We start from the raw sequence: 18009 nt of genomic DNA on the forward strand, positions 1-18009 counted from the left end.
ACCGCGGAGGGGACCTTGCTGACGCTGCAGGTACGCGGCCGGCTCGGGGACGGCGCGCAGTGACCGCGACGGTGCCCGGTCGCGAGGCTCCAGGGCGGGCCGCGTCGCGTCGGGCCCGGGAGACACCGGAACGGCCGCCGGGCGGGGCCATCGCCGTCGAGAACGATCTCTACCGGGCCCAGCTGCGCTGGGAGCGCCGCTACGTCAGGGTCCTGATCGCCTTCGACGCCGCGGCCTGTGTGGTCGCGGCCGGAGTGGCCTACGTGATCAGGTTCGGTCCGTTCGGGACCCGGCACTTCGACACGGCCCGGGACACGTCGGAGTGGTACCTGCTGGCGCTGGTGCTGCTGCCGCTGGTCTGGGTCGTCTCGATGGCGCTGAACCGGGCCTACGAGCCGCGGTTCCTCGGCGGTGGGTCCGAGGAGTTCCGCCGGGTCGTCAACGCGGCGGTCCGGGTGGTCGCCACCGTCGCCACCGTGTCCTATGCGACCAAGGCCGAGGTCGCCCGCGCGTACGTGCTCATCGTCTTCCCGGTTGCCATCCTGCTGTCGATGGTCGGCCGGATCGGCGGCCGGGGCATCCTGCACCGGATGCGCCGGCAGGGCCGCTGCATGCACCGGGTGCTGGTCGTCGGCGCCGGCGAGTCGGCCGCGACCCTGGTCCGCCTCGCCCAGCGCGACCCGACCGCCGGCTGGTCGGTCGTCGGCGTCGTGCTGGACCGCCTGCCCGGCCGACACAGCCACGACCGGCCGGAGCGCAGCGGCTTCGACCTGCTCGGCGTACCGATCGTCGGCACCTCGGAGAGCCTGCACACCTCGATCCGGGCGACCCGCGCCACCACCGTCGCGATCTCCCCGCAGATGGACGGCGAGACGCTGCAGCGGGTGCTGTGGAACCTGGAGGGCTCGGACGTCGACGTGCTGGTCTCGTCGGCGCTGACCGACGTCGTCGGGCCGCGGATCTCGATCCGGCCCGTCGCCGGCCTGCCGCTGCTGCACATCCGCGAGCCGGAGCTGTCCGGCTCCCGGCGGGTCATGAAGATCCTGTTCGACCGCGCGGTGGCGCTCACCGTCGTCGTGCTGTTCTCGCCCCTGCTGATCGCGTTGGCCCTCGCGGTCCGGCTCACCAGCCGAGGCCCGGCGATCTTCAAGCAGGTCCGGGTCGGCCGCGGTGGCGAGACGTTCAAGATGTACAAGTTCCGCTCGATGTACGTCGACGCCGAGGCCCGCCTCGCCGGCCTGCAGACGAGCAACGAGGGCCAGGGACTGCTGTTCAAGATGCGCGACGACCCACGTGTCACCCGGGTCGGGAAGTTCCTGCGCAAGTGGTCGCTCGACGAGGTGCCGCAGCTGTTCAACGTGCTGAACGGCTCGATGTCGCTGGTCGGGCCCCGCCCGCCGCTGCCCCGTGAGGTCGCCCAGTACGAGGACGACGTGCACCGCCGGCTGATGGTCAAGCCCGGCCTGACCGGCCTGTGGCAGATCAGCGGGCGCTCGGACCTGAACTGGGACGAGTCGGTCCGCCTCGACCTGCGCTACGTCGAGAACTGGACCCTGGCCATGGACTTCGTCATCCTCTGGCGCACCGTCTTCGCCGTCCTGCGCCGGGAAGGCGCTTACTAGCCCTCCTGGGCGGCGGCTGCCTCGTAGCGTCGGTTTGGTGATCTTGTCGCGCCGATGGCGGTGACCAACCTCTGGTCCATCAGGGCCGTGAGGGCTGCCTTGACCCGGGCGCTGGTGAGCCCGGTCATGCTCTCGATCTCCCGGCGGGAAAGCGGCCGCGCGGCCGAGCGAATGGACTCGAGGACGAACCAGTCTCGCTCGGCCGGAACCGTGGTACGAGATATCGAAGCGGTGGCTGCGTCCCTGGCCGTCGCATTGTCTCTGGCGGCCGCGGCGAGGTCGGCGCGCCGCGGGGGAGGCCCGCTGAGGGTCACCTCGAACCAGGAGATGTTGTCGGCGAACCGAGGCGCCGGCAGGCCAGCCACCGACATCGCCCGGACCATGGTGCGAATGCCGGATGCGCGGTTCTCGCAAACCGTCCTGCCCTCGCCCGGTACCTCGACGTCCTCCAGGAGCTTGAGCAGAAGGGCGTTGCGCGCCGACGACAGACCGGGCTCGCCGAGAGAGCTCACGCGGACGGCCCCGAAGAGGCCCCCGGGGTTGCGCACAGTTATCCGGTCCGGGTAGACCTCGACCTGGACCTGGGTGCCAAGTGAGTACTGGCCGAGGTCACGGTGCACGACCGCGTTCACGACCGCCTCCCGCAGCGCTTCCAGCGGGTACTCGTACACCGTTGACGCGCCGCCGCCCGGCGCGATGACCGTACCGCGTCGGATGGCCCGGGCAAGCTGCACGAGGGTTTCGCGAACCTGGAGCGGAACCGGGCCGTCGAACGCCCGGTTCTCGAGAAAACGCAAGCCGGTCCCGATCTCGGCGCCGTCGACCGTCGGGTACTCGACGAACGTGACCTCCAGCTGCGGGAAGAAGTGCTGTGGGAACCGGCCGAAGCAGAGCAGGCCGGCCAGCGAGGGCACCGGACCTGAATCGCCGGGCACCAGGACCCGGGTGGCCAGCAGAAGCTCACGATCGTCGAGGTCTCGGAAGGCGAACGGGCGCTGCAGACGCAGACGCTGAAGGTATGGCCCGACGATCTCCGGCATCAGGTCGCCCGGTGTGGCGTTCTGGACGGGGACGGTGTCGTCGACCGGCTGGCCACGGGCCGCGACCAGAGCGTGGACCTCGGCGGGACCGAGCCGGTAGTCGCCATCGCCTACGCGGACGTAGGAGCCGTTCGCCATGCCGGCGCCGCGGTAGTAGCAGGGCTTGGAGCTCCGATCCAGCTCGGCGACCTCCGCCACGACGAGCTGGACGCCCTCGAACTCCATGATCTCGATTAGTGGGGCCAGCGGCGGCGCCATCTGGTCACGCGAGAGATCGGCCAACGAGTCTCGGACCTTCTTCGGGTCAGCCACGCCGGTCGCCGCGAAACTGTGGGTCTCATCAAGCCCGAGCAGGATCACGCCGCCGCCTGGTGAGTTGGCGAACGCCGACAGGGTCTCCCGGGTCGACTTCGGCAGCTCCCGAGTAGCGCGCTTGGCCTCCACCCGAGCGAGATCCGTCCGCGAGTCGCGCAGCGTGCGAACGAGCTCGGCGAGTTCGGCGGCCAACATAGCGAGAGCTTAGCTCTACTTGGCGATACTTGGCGAATTGCTTTGCCAGCTTGGCGGGCGTTGAGCCCGCGGTTCAGGTCTGTGCGTCGGTTGGGCGGCCTGGCAGGCCGCGGCTGAGGACGAGCATCGCGACGGCCGCGGCGGCCAGGAGTACGAACAGCCAGGTCAGCCAGTGCGCGCCGGCCCGCGCCTGGAGCAGGCCCAGCGTCGTGACGCCCAGCGAGGCGGACAGCTGGACGGACATGAACACGGCGGTCGTGCCCTGCGGCTGCTCGGCCGGCGGGAGAAGCCGGAAGACGGTGGCGAAGGTCGGCGACGCGGTCAGGCCGAAGCCCAGCCCGATCCCGACGAACAGCGCGAACACCGCCGGCAGCGGAAGCCGGTCGTGGGCGAAGGCGAACGTCGTCAGACCGGCCGCGGTGACGACCGCGCCGGCGCGGACGAGCGGACGAGGCCCCGTCCGGTCGCTGACCCGCCCGCCCCACGACATCGACACGAACAGGCCGAGGCCCAGCGCGCACACCAACAGGCCCTGGCCGGCGCCGCGCAGGTGGTGGCGGTCCGCGCCGAAGATCGGCAGTGCGGCCTGCTGCCCGTACATCAGCAGGCCGACGCAGCACATCACCGCGAGGCTCGTGGCGAACCCGGGCCGCCGCAGCAGGCGTAGGTCGAACGCGGGTGGTGTCCGCGCCGTCAGCGCGTGCCTGACATACCCGGCGAGCAGCGCGGCTCCCGCGACCGCGGCCGTGATGGTCACGGCGTCGGCACCCGCCTGGCCCGATCGGGTCAGCGCGAACAGGAGCCCGACGTAACCCGTCGTCAGCAGGGCCAGGCCGCGCAGGTCCGCGCGGGGCGCCGCGGCCGGTTCCGTTCCTGCCCCGCCGGTCGCGGCCTCGGCTCGGCCGGTGGGCCGGTCGGCCGGGATGAAGGCGATGGCGACGGCGAACAGGCCGAGGGTCAGCGGGATGTTGACGACGAAGATCCACTGCCAGTGGCCGGTCGCGAGCAGCAGGCCGCCGACCACCGGGCCGAGGGCCGGCGCGACGTTGATGATCATCGAGATCGTGCCCAGGACCCGGCCGACCCGGTCCTGGCGGGCGAGTCGGGCCGCGAGCATGAGCGACGTCGGCTCCAGCAGGCCGCCGCCCAGGCCCTGCACCACCCGGAACGCGATCAGCGCGCCCGCCGACCAGGCGAGGGCCGACAGCGCGGAGCCGAGCCCGAACAGCCCGAGCCCGACCAGGAAGACCAGCCGCCCGCCGAACCGCGCGGTAGCCCAGTTGAGCAGCGGCAGCATGGTCGCGGCGGCCAGCAGGTAGCCGACGCTGGTCCAGACGACCGTCGTGAGCGGGGCGTGCAGGTCGGCCGTCAGCGTGCGCAGCGCGACGGAGACCACGGTGCCGTCCAGGACCGCCACCAGTGCGGCGAGCCCCAGCGCGAGCAGCGCGCCCGTCGGCGCTCCCGGTTCCTCGGCCGGCTCGGCGACCTCGGTCTGCGTACCCGAACCGACGGTTGTGTTTACGGTCATGGCGCAAAACTACACCACACGGTTTAGTGTTGTAACGTCCGTTCGCCGTCAACCCTGGGGCTACACTGGGCGGATGGCGGTTGTGGACGCGAAGCGAGTGGCTCGTCCGGACAAGCGACGCGTGATCCTCGACGCGGCGGCACCGATCTTCGGTGACGAGGGATACGAGCGGGCGAGTGTCGACGCGATCGCCACGGCCGCCGGCGTCTCCAAGCCGACGATCTACAGCTACTTTGGCGGCAAGGACCAGCTGTTCCGCGAGTCGGTCGCGGACTCGGCCGTCCAGCTGAACGCCGACGCCCTCGAGGTGATCCAGCGCCTCGACCTCTCGGCGGTCGGCTGGCGCGACAGCCTGCGCGAGCTGGGCCTGCGCCTCGTCGAGTGCCAGCGCACCCCGTGCTCGCTCTTCCTCGCCCGCATGATCGCGGCGGAGACCGCCCGCGACCCCGAGGTCTACCGGCTGGTGCGCGTCAAGGCGGAGGCTCCGATCATGGAGGCGCTGGCGGGGCGCCTGGCGATGCTCGGCAATGCCGGCCACCTGGTGGTCCCCGACCCGACGCGGGCCGCCCACCAGTTCCTCGCCCTGATCGGCGCCGAGATCCAGGTCCTCACCGAGCACGGCACCGCGGCCGTCCCAGACGAGCTGATCCGGGCCGCCGTCGCTGCGGGCGTCGACACCTTCCTGCGCGCGCACGCCCGACCGCCCCAGTAGGCGGGGCGACGAGAAAGGCGGCGGTCGGGACCGCCGCCTTCGTGTGCCGCGGGGTGACTCAGCCGGAGGACGACGCCCGGATCGCGGCCAGCACCGCCTCGGCCAGCTCGGGCCGGCAGATCACGAGGTCGGGCAGCAGCGGGTCGGCCTGGTTGTACCGCAGCGGCGAGCCGTCGATCCGGGTCGCGTGCAGACCCGCGGCGAGCGCGACCGCGACCGGGGCGGCCGAGTCCCACTCGTACTGGCCGCCGGCGTGCAGGTAGACGTCAGCCTCCCCGCGGATCACCGCGGAGGCCTTGGCGCCGGCCGAGCCCATCGGTATGACGACGCCGCCGATCCTCTCGGTGACGTCGGTGACGAGCTTGGGTGCCCTGGTACGGCTCGCGACCAGGCGTACCGGCCCGGCCGGTCCGGCCGGCGGTGGGGTGATCGTCGCGCTCGACAGCGTGACCCCGACGGCCGGCAGCGCGACGGCCCCGGCGACGAGCCCGCCGGCCTGCCACAGCGCGACGTGCACGGCCCAGTCGGTGCGGCCCTCCTCGGCGAACTCCCGGGTGCCGTCGAGCGGGTCGACGATCCAGACCCGGTCGGCGCGGAGGCGGACCGGGTCGTCGACGGCCTCCTCGGACAGCACGGCGTCCTTCGGGCGGTGGCGGGCGAGCGCCGCGGCGAGCAGCCGCTGGGAGCCGGCGTCGCCGGCGTCCTTGAGTGCGGGCCCGTCCGCGAAGCCAACCTCGGCTCGGATCTCCAGCAGTCGTCGTCCGGCGTCTTCGGCCAGGAGGCTCGCGAGCTCGGCGTCGGCCAGCTCGGCGGTTGTGGTGTCGATGCTCACCGTTCCGATTTTATGGCAGAAGGCTGCCGCGAATCACGAGAACCGTCCTGCTCGGGCTGGCGGAGCGGTCGGGGCCATCCTGCCGTACGGCGAGCCAACGCCGTCGGACCGGCCGTCTTGTCACCGGACGGCTACGGTCCGAAGGTGCCCGTGCGCTGCCCCGTGCTCGTCGACGAGGACCGCGCCGCCGAGCTGTCGGCCGCCTCGGCCGGCTGGCCGTCGGCGCGGCTGACCCGTGCGCAGCTCGCCGACCTCGAGCTGCTGCTGCTCGGCGCCTTCGGACCGGCACCGGGCTACCCGGAGGACACCCTGCGCGACGGGCTGCGGCTGCCCTCGCTGGTCGTCCCGGCGCGAGACGCGGCCGGTCTCGGCCCCGGCGACGCCGTCGCGTTGCGGGAGCCCGAAGGTGAGCTCGTCGCGGCCATGCGGGTCGCCGGCGTCCGCCGGCGCGGTGGGCCGGTGGACGCCGACAAGGAACGCACCGCGGCGCTGGCGCGGACGGCGAGCCGGGTCGAGCCCGACCGGCAGCCCGAGCCCACCGGCCGGGCCCGGCTGGTCGGCACGGTCGCGGGGCTGCGGCTGCCGAGCCACCCCGACTACCCGGAGCTGCGGCTGAGCCCCGTCGAGCTGCGTTCGGCGCTCACCGAACGCGGCTGGCTGCGCCCCGGCCGGTCGGCGCCCTGGGCGGTCTGGGCCGACGGCCTGCTGCACACGGCGGACATCGCTCGCATCCGGGCCCTCACCCGGCAGGGCAAGTACTGCGTCGTGCTCGCTCCGGTAGGCGGGACCGACCCGGGGGACCGGCGCTACCAGCTGCGCGTGCGCGCCCTGCTCGCGGCGCTCGACGCCCTCGACGAGCCGGTCCGCCCGACCGAGGCGACCCTGACCGCCGCCGCGCTCGCGGCCGAGGCCACCGGCGCTCCGGTGCAGCCGCCGGTGCCCACGCCGTCCCGGGTCGGGTCGGGCCAGCCGGCGCACGCGCTGCTGGTCCTGGTCCCGGTCGTGCCGAGCCCGGAGCTCGCCGCGCCCCGGGAGCCGGGGCTGTCCGCGACCTCTCCGCACGGTGCCGCGGCCGGTGACGACACCGGCACCGCGGACCGTGCCGCCGAGCTGGGCGCGCTGCGGGCCCACCTGGCCGAGTTCTACGGTCTGGGCGGCAGCCTCACCGGTCCGGCACTCGGCGCCCCCGGGCGCGGTGAGCTGGCCGCGCTGCTCGCCGCCGGCAGGCCGATCCCCGCCGAGCTCAGCCCGCCCGGGGTGGCCGCCGAGCTCGACCGAGCCCACGCCGAGGGCTGGCTGCTCGGCTGACGCCGACGCCGGCCGACGATCGGGCTAGTTGTCGAGGCCGGCAAGGCTCTCAGTTCCGGCGTCCCCATGATCGCTGGTTCGGCCCCCCGGTGGTCGTAACCTGGCCTGTTTCGTAGCCACCAGAGGGCGAAAACGGCGATCAAGGCGACGGGCAGACCCTGGCGGTCGCGGCACTGGCTAGTTGTCGAGGCCGAGGGTGAACTGGGGCTTGGGCGCGGTGTCGGCCAGGCGGTGGGCCGGGTCCAGCGTGCGGATCGCGGTTCCGGTCGCGAAGAACTCGGTCGCGTGCTCGCCCCAGACATGGTTGCTCACCACGAGGTCGACGCCGACGATGCCGTTGGCCCCGGCCTGGGCCGCCTCGGCCTGCATGCGGGTCAGCGCCAGCTCGCGAGCCTGGTAGACCCCCTGGGTGAACGTGGTCATCTCCTGGTTGACGCCGACCTGGCGTAGCGACTGGAAGACGCCCTGGTGGGCGATGTGGTAGACGCAGGTGCCGAGGACGAAGGCCACCGGTACCGAGCCCGCCGCCAGCAGCCGGTAGAAGTCCTGCGCGGACAGGTCCGAGGTGAACGGGTGCCCGTTGGGCGCGCGGTGGGCCCCCGGCGACCGGATCGCCCGCACGGCCGTGCCCGCCGCGATGAACTCCAGGACGTTCTGGCCCCAGGCGTAGTACTGCACGCGCAGTTTCACCCCGACGATGCCGTCCGCGCCCAGCCGCTCGGCCTCGCTCTGCATCCGGCCCATCGCCAGCTCGCGCGCCGAGTACATCGCCTGGCTGAGCACGCCCAGCTCCTGGTTCGTCTTCCACCCCGCGGCCTGCAGGCCGATGTGGTAGATCGACGAGCCGACGACGAACCCCAGCGGCTCGAATCCGGCCTCGTTGAGCAGCACGTACTCCGACACCGAGAGGTCCGACGTGAAGACCCCGTTCGGCGCCGCTCCCGCCGTCATCGCCAGCCGCGTTCCGGCGGCGTCGGGTTCCCACCCGGCGCCGGGTGGCTGCTGGCTGTCGCCGCCGCGACCGAACCCCGCCATGACGCCCTCCTCGATCGCGCCCGGCCGCCGGCCTGACCAGCCCGCCGCCCCGGGAACCTGGCGGCACGCTACGCGCCGAATAGGTATCGGCCGAGCCCGGGTAGCGGCCAGGACCGTGGTCCGACCCGGCAATGGCACGGGTCGGTCCGGCGCGCGACCCAATGACCGGCTTCGGTCACGGCGCTACATTTCGGTTCATGGCTTCGCCCTCGCGGCCACCGGCCGAACCGCCCCAGCCGACCGGATTGCCGCCTGCGGGTTCGCCGCCGCCGGGGCAACCTCCGGACGCGCTCGGGAATCTCGTCGTCGCGCATCTCCGACGGGTGGAGACGGCGATGCTGGCGCACGTCCTCGTGACGACGCTGGCCGGGGCACTGCCGCCGTCGATGGTGCGCGTCGAACGCCGCCGCTCCGTCACCGGCCGGCTTGCCCGTCGGCCTGGCGAGCCCGTCGGCGTGAGCGTCCTGGCCGCCGACCGGATGCTGACGTTCCGCATTCCGGCCCTGGGCCTGATCGAGGCGAGCGTCAGCCATGTCGTGCACGGCGTGGTTCTCTCGACGGCCCCCACCACCGTCACCGACTGGCTCGACCAGCTCAGCGCCCTGCTCACCGAGATCAGCCGGAGAGACGAGGCCACCCGAGGGGCCCTCGAACGTTTCCTGGTCGGCTGAGCCGCGCCGGCCTGATCTGCTGAAATCCAGCGGGCAATCGCCGCCGGCGACGACTGTTGAGGAGCGCGTGTCGTTCGCGGGTCTGCCGGCAGGCGGCTTCGCTACGAGCCGAGTCCGGGAATGATGTCGGAGAGCGTGTAGGTGAGTGGCTGCTCAAGTTGCTCGTAGGTGCAGGAATCGGGGGTGCGGTCGGCGCGCCACCGGACGAAGTGGGCCAGGTGCCGGAAGCGGGTGCCCTCCATGTGCTCGTACTTGACCTCCAGCACCCGCTCGGGACGCAGCGGGATGAACGACAGGTCCTTCTGCGCGTTCCACCGGTTCACGTTGCCGGGCAGCCGCTGGCTCTGGTGCGCCTCGGCGCTGGCCCACTCCTGCCACGGATGGTCGTCGCCGTCGCCGAGCAGGAGCGGGGCGAGTTCGTCCACCAGTTCGGCCCGGCGCTTGGCGGTGAAAGCCCCGACGACGCCGACGTGCTGCAGCTTGTTCTCGTCGTTGTAGAGCCCGAGCAGCAGCGAGCCGACGAGCGGGGTGGCCACCGTGGACGTCTTGTGCCAGCGGAAGCCGGCGAGGACGCAGTCGGCGGTGCGGACATGCTTGATCTTGAACATGACACGCTTGTCAGGCTGGTAGACGCCCTCCAGCGGCTTGGCGATCACGCCGTCGAGGTGTGCGCCTTCGAGCTCGACGAACCAGCGGTTGGCGACGTCCAGATCGGTAGTGGTCGCGGTGAGGTGGACCGGCGCCTTCGCCGTGGCCAACGCGGCTTCGAGCGCGGCGCGCCGTTCGGAGAACGGGCGCCCGGTGTAGTCCTCGTCGCCGAGCGCGAGCAGATCGAAAGCGATGAACGAGGCCGGGGTCGTCCCGCTCAACAGCTTGACCCGCGACACCGCGGGGTGGATGCGCTGCTGCAACGCCTCGAAGTCCAGCCTGCCGTCCAGGGCGATGACGATCTCGCCGTCGAGGACGCACCGGTCGGGCAGTTCGGCCTTGACCGCCTCGACCAGCTCGGGGAAGTAGCGGGTCATCGGCTTCTCGTTGCGGCTGCCGAGCTCGACCTCGTCACCGTCCCGGAAACAGATGCACCTGAAGCCGTCCCATTTGGGCTCATAGGACGCCCCGGATGGGATGGTCGGGACCGACTTCGCCAGCATCGGCGCGACCGGCGGCATCACGGGCAGCTTCATCGGCTCATTGTCCCTTGCCCTCGGTACCTGGGTTCTCGCCCCGCTCGATCCGACGCCGGGCTTCGGCTGCGATCTGAGCAGGATCCCCCGGCTGGCCTCCGGTCGCGTCGGGAGGCGGTCATCGTGCCTGCGCAAGCGTGGGGAGGTCGTCGTTGTTCGCGACGATCGCGGGGCTGGCCAGCCAGCGCAGATAGGCCGACCGCGCGGCCGGGGACATCCGCTCCGGCGGCAGCGGCCGGCCGTCGGCGTCGAGAAAGGCGTCCGCCGGGCCGGTGATGAACCCGTCGAGGCGTGGATCTCCGGTGAAGGTCCGGCGGACGCCGGCGGCGTCGGTCACCTCGACCGGCAGGATCGGGTCGTCGCCGCGCCGCAGCCAGACGGCTGTCGCCGAGGCCCGGTAGGCCTCCTGCCAGCCGGGCCGGACCGCCGCGGCGGCTGCCACCCCGGCGATCGTCGAGAGCGCCTCGGACCCGGGCCGCCCATCCGGTTTCGCCGCGTCGGCGGCGGCCGCGACCGTCACGCCGACGGTGACGCCGTAGAGGGTGGCGACCAGGTCGTCGACCTTGACGGCCCGGGCGGTGGCGGCGAGCTGGTCGATCGCCAGAGTCGTCCGGCGGGCCGCGTCGTCGGCGGTCAGCTCGGCGCGCAGGGTCAGCCCGGCGGCGGTGTCGGCGAGCGCCGTGAGGAAGAACGACACCATCGCGGCCTGCTGGAGATGGACGAGCGCGCGCGGGCTCGCCGGGTACGCGACCTGGCCGTCGCCCCGGTAGCCGCGGGTCGCGGCCCAGCCCGCCTGCCCCAGGTCGGCCGCCTGCCGCAGCGCGTCCGACCCCAGAGCCGTGGCCGTCGGGCCGCCCGCGGCCAGGGCCTCGCCGAGCAGGGCCGCCCACAGCTCGGCCGGAATCCGCGCGCCGTCCGCCGGCCCGGCCAGCCGCGCCGACCAGGGGCCGCCCGCGCCGCCGCCAGCCGCGCGCCCGGCCGCGGCGGCCGGCCAGACCGCGACCAGGCCCCGGCCTGAGGGGCCGCGCAGCGCGTCGCCGGCGGGCAGCAGGCCCACGGCCGACGCGTACAGCTCGGCCCGCCAGACGTGCAACAGGTCGCCGATCGCGGCGCGCAGGCCGGTCGGGAGCGGCCAGGAGCTGTCGCGCCGCAACCGAGGGTCCGCGTGGGTGACCTGGTAGTGGTAGATCGTGAAGCCGAGCCGCGCCACGAACGTCGCGGCACCGGCCGGATCGGCCTGCCGGGCGCCGATCCCTCCTGCCCGGCTGACCAGGTACTCCCAGGCACTGGCCACCGGAGCCGGGACGCCCGGTCTGATCGGCGCAGGCAATGCCGACACCCGTGCGCCCGCGACGATCGCCTCCACGTGGTCGGTCGCGAACCGGGCAACGAGCGTCGGCTCGTCCGCGATGGCCCGCAGCAGGGCGGCCGCGTACGTGGCTCGCCGTCGGCCCGCGGGATCGGCACCCAACAGTCCGATGTCCCGCGTGACCGGCGAGGAGCCGCTGACCCGGGCGCCGGCTCCGGTGAGCAGACCGTCGCGGGTGCGGTAGCGATCGCCGGAGACGTCGGTCGTCGCGAAGAGCGCGTCGCCGAGCAGGCGCAGGGTGGCCGGGGCGAACCGGCCGGCCGCGAGCAGCGGGCCGAGCAGCGTGGTCTCGGCCTGGCCACGCACATCGCGCGCGTTGAACCGGCTCAGCCAGACCGCGGTGAGCAGCCCGGACCGGCTGAAGGTCGCGAGCGCCGAGCCGAGCGTGGCCGTGAGGTCGCCCGCCAGCGCGGTCGGAAGCCATCGGCCCGGGGCGTCGGCCCGGGTGCGGTCGCCGCCGCGCGCGGGCCTGACCCGGTAACCGTCCGCCGTCTCGGTGACCACGAAGCCGCCGGAGCCGACGTGCTCGGCCAGGCGTAGGACGACGGCCAGCCGCGCCGGCCCGACGGCCCCGACGAGACCCGCGGCGAAGTCCGGGTCGTGCGCGGACGTCCGCAGCTGGGCGACGACGCCGGCGAGCGTCGTCAGGTCCGCCGCCGGTGCCAGCGCGGCGCCGACGAGCTCCAGACCGAGCCGGGCCCCTGCGTCCCGCGCAGCCAGACCGTCGCCGCCGAACGGGTCGGGCCGCAGCGTCACCACGAGCCGGCCACCGCCGCCGGACTGCGCCGCGGTTCCACCGGCACCGCCGGTCGGCGCGGCGCCGAGGCTCGCGTCGGCAGCCTGGGCCTGGGCGAGCCGACGCGTCAGCCTCGCGGCCGAGGTGTCGGCCCAGCCCGCGCCCGCGTGCAGCGCGACGACGGGGTCCGCCGGCCAGCCGAGCGGCCCGAGCAGCGCCACCACCGCCCGGGCCCACCGGCCGAGCAGGTCGCGCAGATCCCGCAGCCGCTGCGCCAGCACGCGGGCCAGGCCCTGGTCCAGGACGACTCGCTCACTCGGGCCGGGCATCGCTCTACCGCCCGTCGCGCAGGTAGCCGAGCCTGGCTGCCGGCCGGATGGCCCGTGGGTCATCCGGCGCGACCCATTCCGGCTGGGACGCGGCCGTGTGCGCGCAGCTCAGCGCCGTGTCCTCGAGCGCCCGCCTGATGCTGGTTCCCGCGCGGGCGAGTTCGCCCGCCCAGATGTCGGCGGCCGGCCCGGCCCAGGCGCCGGCGTCGAGCGCTGCCGTCAGACCGCTGAACGCCGCGGCGATCTCGGCCGCGCCACGGTCCAGGACAGCCGCGGTGGTCAGCAACGCGCCGCGGCGCTCGTTGACGACCAGCCCCGCCGGCGCCCCCGCCCCGCTCCCGGCTTCCGCCACGACCGGCCCGGCCAGAACCGGCCCTGCCGCGGCCAGCCCGTCAACAACCCGCCCTGCCATGATCCACCGCCTTCTCCGTCGGAAGCCAGGCGGCACGTTAGCCAGCTCGGCGCCGGTCAGGAAGGCGCCCGTGCCGCCCTGTGGACAGCGGCTGACCTGTGGATATAGCTGGCCGTAGCCGACAGCTACCCCTTGTTCGGAACGCGGTAACGCAGGAAGAGGGAGCCGTCGTCCTCCAGCACGTGGCCGAGCTCCATGGGCTGGGCCGTCGGCCAGGCAGCGCCGGCGACGATGCCGAGATGCTGCGGCCCGGCGAGCACCGGCGCGACCGTCAGGCACAGCTCGTCGAGCAGGCCGGCGCCGCCCAGCTGGGCGTGCAGCATCGGCCCGCCCTCGGTGAGGACGCGCGAGAGGCCGCGGCCGGCCAGCGCGCCGAGCACCAGCTCCAGCTCGACCTGCTCGTCGCCGCAGACGACGACGTCCGCGACCTCGCGCAGCGCCGCGGCCCGATCGGCGGGGGCGCTCGCCGCGGTCAGCAGCAGCGGCCGCACGGCCGCGCCGAACAGCCGGGCCCCCGGGTCGATCGCCAGCGACCCGGAGACCACCGCGATCGGCGGCACCGGCGCGAGGCCCGCCGCGATCCGGGCCTCCTGCCGTGGCGGTGGGACTATGGCTGGCCCGTAGTTCTCGGCCCGAGCGGTGCCGGCGCCGACGAGGACGACGTCGGCCAGCCACCGCAGTGTGCGGAAGATCTGCCGGTCGCCGGGCCCGCCGAGCGCCGCGGAGCGGCCGCCGACCTCGGCCGCGCCGTCGGCCGCCGACACGAAGTTCGCCCGGACGTGGGCGGTCCCCGCGGGTGGGACCGGCAGGGCGTAGGCCGCGTCGAGGTCTTCCTGGCTCAGGTCGTCTTGGCCCGGCGCGGGCAGTAGTCGGCGCACCGTCCTGACCTTATGTGGGTGGCCCGCACCCGAAGGCGGCTGGGCGAGCGGCCCGAAGGCCGGCGCGCGAGCCGAAGCGTTTCAGCCGGCGGCAGACTGGACCCGGCCGGCGATCCGCTCCCGGTAACGGCTCGCCCGGTAGACCCCGAGAATCCGGTAGTCGGCGAAGAAGGCAAGCTCCTCGAACGCCTGCGCGACCGCCGCCTCTTCGGGGCTGCCTTCGATGTCTGCCAGGAACTGGGTCGCGACGAAGGCGCCGCCGACCATGAAGCTCTCCAGCTTCGTCATGTTGACGCCGTTGGTGGCGAATCCGCCGAGCGCCTTGTAAAGCGCCGACGGGCGATTCTTCACCTTGAAGATGAAGGTCGTCACCAGCTCGTGCACGCCCGCCGCCGCGCGCAGGTCCTCCGCCGAGAAGATGAGGAAGCGCGTCGTGTTGTGCTGCTCGTCCTCGAGGTCCTCGCGCAGGATGGTCAGCCCGTACACCTCGGCGGCCACCCGGGAGGCGATCGCGGCCCGGGTGGGGTCACCGGACTGGGCGAGCTCGCGGGCCGCCCCGGCGGTGTCCGCGTCGGGCATCGCCCGCAGGCCGAGCGCGCGCAGCGCCTCGCGGCACTGGGCCAGCGCCTGTGGGTGGCTGTGCACGGTCTTCAGGTCGGCCAGCGAGGTTCCAGGCAGGGCCATGAGCTGGTGGTGCACCGGCAGGAAGTACTCGCCGATGATGTGCGCCTTCGCGTCAGGCAGCAGATGGTGGATGTCGGCGACGCGGCCGGCGGTGGAGTTCTCCACCGGGATCATCGCGAGCTGCACCGTGCCGTCGTCGATCGCGGCGAAGCACTCCTCGAACGTCTGGAACGGCACCGCGTCGAAGTCCGGGTACACGTCGCGGCAGGCCAGGTGGGAGTTTGCCCCCGGCTCGCCCTGGTAGGCGATGCGCTGCCGGGAAGTCAGGACGGGCACGGTGCGGTCACGGATCCTTTTGGCGTCGGTTCGGCGGAGCCCGGATCGGGCGCCGCCCACGTTACCGGTGCCGGCCGCGGCGATACCGGGTCCGGCCGCCGGGAGCCGCGTCGACGATGTTTCGGGAGAGTTGTCCGGTACCCGATATGACCGCTCCGAAAAGAGAGTGATCAGGCCTACGATGGAGGCGTGCCGGCCGACCTAGTCTGGTTCATCGTCGCCGGAGGGCTCACTATCGCCGAGCTGCTCACGGGTGGCTTGTACCTGCTCATGTTCGCCCTGGCGGCCGCGGTCGCCGGGGTGGTGGCGCTCGTCGGCGGGGGCCTCGTCTGGGAGCTGCTCGCCTTCGTCCTCGCGGCGGGCGGCCTCACCTTCGGCCTGCGGCCGATCGCCGCTCGCCATCTCAACACCGCGCCGCTGCTCGCCACCGGCGCGCAGGCGCTCGTCGGCGCCGAGGGCGTCGTCCTCGAACAGGTGGACCGGTACGACGGCCGCGTGAAGCTCAAGGGCGAGATCTGGTCGGCGCGTGCCTACCCGGACGGCGTCGTGATCGCGGTGGGCAGCGAGGTTCGGGTGCTGCGCATCGACGGCGCGACGGCGATCGTCCACCAGGAAGAAGTCCCGGGACTGGAAGTCCCACGGAGGGAGTTGCCATGACCGGTGGACTGATCGTGGTGGCGGTGCTCGCGTTCGTAGCCCTGGTCTTCGTGATGCGGTCGGTCAAGGTCGTCCCGCAGGCACGCGCGGTGGTCGTGGAGCGGCTCGGCCGTTATCACCGCACGCTGGTGCCGGGTCTTGCCATCGTCCTGCCGTTCGTGGACCGGGTCCGGGAGCGGATCGACCTGCGTGAGCAGGTGGTGGCCTTCCCGCCCCAGCCGGTGATCACCGAGGACAACCTGGTGGTCGGCATCGACACCGTCCTCTACTTCCAGGTGACCGACCCGCGCGCGGCGACCTACGAGATCGCCAACTTCATCCAGGCGATCGAGCAGCTGACCGTGACGACTCTGCGTAACGTCATCGGTGGCCTGCACCTGGAGGGCGCGCTCACCTCCCGGGACCAGATCAACACCGCGTTGCGCGGCGTGCTCGACGAGGCGACCGGCAAGTGGGGTATTCGGGTGAACCGGGTCGAGATCAAGGCCATCGAACCGCCGCGCTCGGTGCAGGAGGCGATGGAGAAGCAGATGCGGGCCGAGCGGGACCGGCGGGCGGCGATCCTGACGGCCGAGGGCTTCCGGCAGAGCGAGATCCTCAAGGCGGAGGGCGAGAAGCAGGCGGCGATCCTCAAGGCGGAGGGGGCGAGGCAGGCGCAGATCCTGCAGGCCGAGGGCGAGGCGAAGGCGATCGACACGGTCTTCACGGCGATCCATGCCGGCGACGCCGATCCGAAGCTGCTCGCCTACCAGTACCTGCAGACGCTGCCCAAGATCGCTAACGGCCAGGCGAGCAAGGTGTGGATCATTCCGAGCGAGCTCAGCGGCGCGCTGGGCAGCGGCATCGGCGACCTGGCCAGCCTGATCGGCGGCGGCGGGGACAGCTCCCAGGCCGACCCGAACGAGACGCTGCGCCGCCCAAAGCTGACCAAGCCCATCGCCCCCACCCAGAACATCTGACCGACCAACCAGGGCCTGCCGCCGCGAAGGCTGGCCCGGTCCCGGGCAGTCCCGTGATCGCCGTTTCGGCCCTGGGATGGTCGTAACCGGGGCTGTTTCGCAGCCACCAGAGGGCCGAAACGGCGATCACGGCCACTGAGGCAGCGCTCGTCCCTGCCTCGACTCGGAGGTCCGTGAGTCCGGGCGCTCCCAGTACGGTTCGAGGCGAACGCGACCCAGATCCCGACGCTGGATAGGCGCTGGCCTCCGTACCTCACCCATACGGCGAACCAGGTTGGGGAGGGCGCTCAGCGCCCGACACGGAGGTTGGTGGGTCTTGGCGCTCCGCGCCCGGACCCACCAACCTCCTTACTATCTGCTTACTGACCGTTCTCAGGACATCTTCAGGCAGCCGGGCCAGGGTCAGAGATGATCTGAACGTCGCCCCAGGAGGCTGTCGTGCCGACAACGATTTCCGGGCTGCCCGCCCACGCCCTGATCGTGCACGCCACGGTCGTGCTGGTGCCGCTGGCCGCGCTGCTGCTCGCGCTGACCGCGGTCTGGCCCAGGGTGCGCCGCGCGCTCGGGCCGTTGCCGGCAATCGCCTGCGCCGGTGCGCTCATCCTGGTCCCGATCACTACCTCGACCGGCGAGAAGCTGCGCGACAAGCTCGGGGTCGACAACCCGCTGATCGCCCGGCATGCCGCGCTGGGTGAGGAACTGCTGCCGTGGGTGGCCGGGCTGTTCGCGGCCGCGCTGCTCCTGCTGTTCGTGCACGGCTGGCGGCCCACGGCGTGGACGATGCCCGGCCCCGCCCAGCCGGGCTCCGGCTCGTCGGCGCGGACGCTGCCCCGGCCGCTGACGGCGGCGGTGTCACTGGTCGTCGTCGCGCTCGCGGTCATCGTGATCGTGGAGGTCGTCCGCATCGGGCACGCCGGGGCGGAAGCCGTCTGGCAGGGCGTCGGCAGCAGCTAGCGCCGCCCCGAGCGAGGTCAGCCAGCCGCCATGGTCGCCGATTCGGCCCTCTGATGGCTGCGGAACAGCTCTGGTTACGATCACCAGAGGGCCGAAACGGCGATCACGCCATCGGGCCGAGCGTTGGACACGGGATCGCGCGGTCTGGCGCGACGGGCGCCGACGATCATTCGGCGACGCACCGAATCCGATGCCGGATTTCCCGTGAGGAGATCGGGCGGCGACGATAGGCCCATGGCAACGTACGTGATCCTGCTTGTGGTCGTCCTGTTCCTGGCGCTGGGCCTGCTCGGGCTGCTGTACTACGTCCTCA

The 18009-nt window shown here is 72.9% G+C and carries 16 protein-coding genes; 7 read left to right on the forward strand and 9 right to left on the reverse strand.

The genetic code is table 11. From position 1 onward, the window contains the following. Nucleotides 1-59: 59 nt before the first annotated feature. Nucleotides 60-1622, forward strand: a complete 1563-nt coding sequence (locus tag I6A60_RS21075) for a sugar transferase (RefSeq protein ID WP_203021345.1) — start codon at nt 60-62, stop codon at nt 1620-1622. Here I6A60_RS21075 and I6A60_RS21080 read toward each other — a convergent pair. Together I6A60_RS21080 and I6A60_RS21085 are read right to left on the reverse strand one after the other, a co-directional pair. After that, nucleotides 1619-3172 carry an ATP-binding protein gene (locus I6A60_RS21080; RefSeq protein ID WP_203021344.1) on the reverse strand — a complete coding sequence of 518 codons (1554 nt, stop codon included), beginning with the start codon at nt 3170-3172 and terminating at the stop codon, nt 1619-1621. The genes I6A60_RS21075 and I6A60_RS21080 overlap by 4 nt on opposite strands. A gap of 73 nt (nt 3173-3245) precedes the next feature. After that, complete coding sequence (locus tag I6A60_RS21085; RefSeq protein WP_203021343.1) at nt 3246-4700, reverse strand: MFS transporter; 1455 nt, start codon at nt 4698-4700, stop codon at nt 3246-3248. Nucleotides 4701-4773: 73 nt separating this feature from the next. On the opposite strand from I6A60_RS21085, the gene I6A60_RS21090 reads away from it, so the two are divergent. Then, a complete protein-coding gene (locus I6A60_RS21090) occupies nt 4774-5412 on the forward strand; it encodes a TetR/AcrR family transcriptional regulator (RefSeq protein WP_203021342.1) in 639 nt (212 codons plus the stop codon). Nucleotides 5413-5470: 58 nt separating this feature from the next. Here I6A60_RS21090 and I6A60_RS21095 read toward each other — a convergent pair whose 3' ends face one another. After that, nucleotides 5471-6244 carry a 3'(2'),5'-bisphosphate nucleotidase CysQ gene (locus I6A60_RS21095; RefSeq protein WP_203021341.1) on the reverse strand — a complete coding sequence of 258 codons (774 nt, stop codon included), beginning with the start codon at nt 6242-6244 and terminating at the stop codon, nt 5471-5473. A 144-nt stretch (nt 6245-6388) separates the two neighbouring features. Here I6A60_RS21095 and I6A60_RS21100 point away from each other — a divergent pair, with 144 nt between their 5' ends. Beyond that, nucleotides 6389-7552 carry a hypothetical protein gene (locus I6A60_RS21100; RefSeq protein WP_203021340.1) on the forward strand — a complete coding sequence of 388 codons (1164 nt, stop codon included), beginning with the start codon at nt 6389-6391 and terminating at the stop codon, nt 7550-7552. 177 nt (nt 7553-7729) lie between these two features. On the opposite strand, the gene I6A60_RS21105 is transcribed toward I6A60_RS21100, so the two are convergent. Continuing rightward, a complete protein-coding gene (locus I6A60_RS21105) occupies nt 7730-8587 on the reverse strand; it encodes a heavy metal-binding domain-containing protein (protein WP_203021339.1) in 858 nt (285 codons plus the stop codon). A 197-nt stretch (nt 8588-8784) separates the two neighbouring features. Between I6A60_RS21105 and I6A60_RS21110 the strand changes: the two genes are divergently transcribed. Continuing rightward, nucleotides 8785-9258, forward strand: a complete 474-nt coding sequence (locus I6A60_RS21110; protein ID WP_203021338.1) for a hypothetical protein — start codon at nt 8785-8787, stop codon at nt 9256-9258. Between the two features lie 101 nt (nt 9259-9359). Here the strand turns inward: I6A60_RS21110 and I6A60_RS21115 are convergent, their stop codons facing one another. The 5 genes from I6A60_RS21115 to I6A60_RS21135 all read right to left on the reverse strand — a co-directional run bounded on the left by I6A60_RS21115 (nt 9360) and on the right by I6A60_RS21135 (nt 15117). Next, the gene (locus I6A60_RS21115; protein WP_203021337.1) at nt 9360-10442 is read right to left on the reverse strand and encodes an ATP-dependent DNA ligase; all 1083 of its coding nucleotides are present in this window, start codon (nt 10440-10442) and stop codon (nt 9360-9362) included. A gap of 118 nt (nt 10443-10560) precedes the next feature. After that, nucleotides 10561-12876, reverse strand: coding sequence for a hypothetical protein (locus I6A60_RS21120; RefSeq protein ID WP_203021336.1), 2316 nt, complete (start codon nt 12874-12876; stop codon nt 10561-10563). A gap of 4 nt (nt 12877-12880) precedes the next feature. Beyond that, the gene (locus I6A60_RS21125; RefSeq protein WP_203021335.1) at nt 12881-13288 is read right to left on the reverse strand and encodes a hypothetical protein; all 408 of its coding nucleotides are present in this window, start codon (nt 13286-13288) and stop codon (nt 12881-12883) included. 125 nt (nt 13289-13413) lie between these two features. Continuing rightward, nucleotides 13414-14166: a pyrimidine reductase family protein gene (locus I6A60_RS21130; RefSeq protein WP_203021334.1), complete on the reverse strand. Its 753-nt coding sequence runs from the start codon at nt 14164-14166 to the stop codon at nt 13414-13416. 81 nt (nt 14167-14247) lie between these two features. Next, nucleotides 14248-15117, reverse strand: coding sequence for a prephenate dehydratase (locus I6A60_RS21135; protein ID WP_203021357.1), 870 nt, complete (start codon nt 15115-15117; stop codon nt 14248-14250). Between the two features lie 198 nt (nt 15118-15315). On the opposite strand from I6A60_RS21135, the gene I6A60_RS21140 reads away from it, so the two are divergent. The 3 genes from I6A60_RS21140 (at nt 15316) to I6A60_RS21150 (ending at nt 17696) form a co-directional block, all read left to right on the forward strand. Further along, a complete protein-coding gene (locus I6A60_RS21140) occupies nt 15316-15783 on the forward strand; it encodes an NfeD family protein (RefSeq protein WP_203021333.1) in 468 nt (155 codons plus the stop codon). After that, nucleotides 15780-16742 carry an SPFH domain-containing protein gene (locus I6A60_RS21145; protein ID WP_203021332.1) on the forward strand — a complete coding sequence of 321 codons (963 nt, stop codon included), beginning with the start codon at nt 15780-15782 and terminating at the stop codon, nt 16740-16742. The genes I6A60_RS21140 and I6A60_RS21145 overlap by 4 nt, the downstream gene beginning before the upstream one ends. 438 nt (nt 16743-17180) lie before the next feature. After that, the gene (locus I6A60_RS21150; protein WP_203025262.1) at nt 17181-17696 is read left to right on the forward strand and encodes a DUF2231 domain-containing protein; all 516 of its coding nucleotides are present in this window, start codon (nt 17181-17183) and stop codon (nt 17694-17696) included. The last annotated feature ends 313 nt before the right edge of the window (nt 17697-18009 follow it).

The organism is Frankia sp. AgB1.9, assembly GCF_016786355.1.
In the GTDB taxonomy this organism is placed as follows: domain Bacteria; phylum Actinomycetota; class Actinomycetes; order Frankiales; family Frankiaceae; genus Pseudofrankia.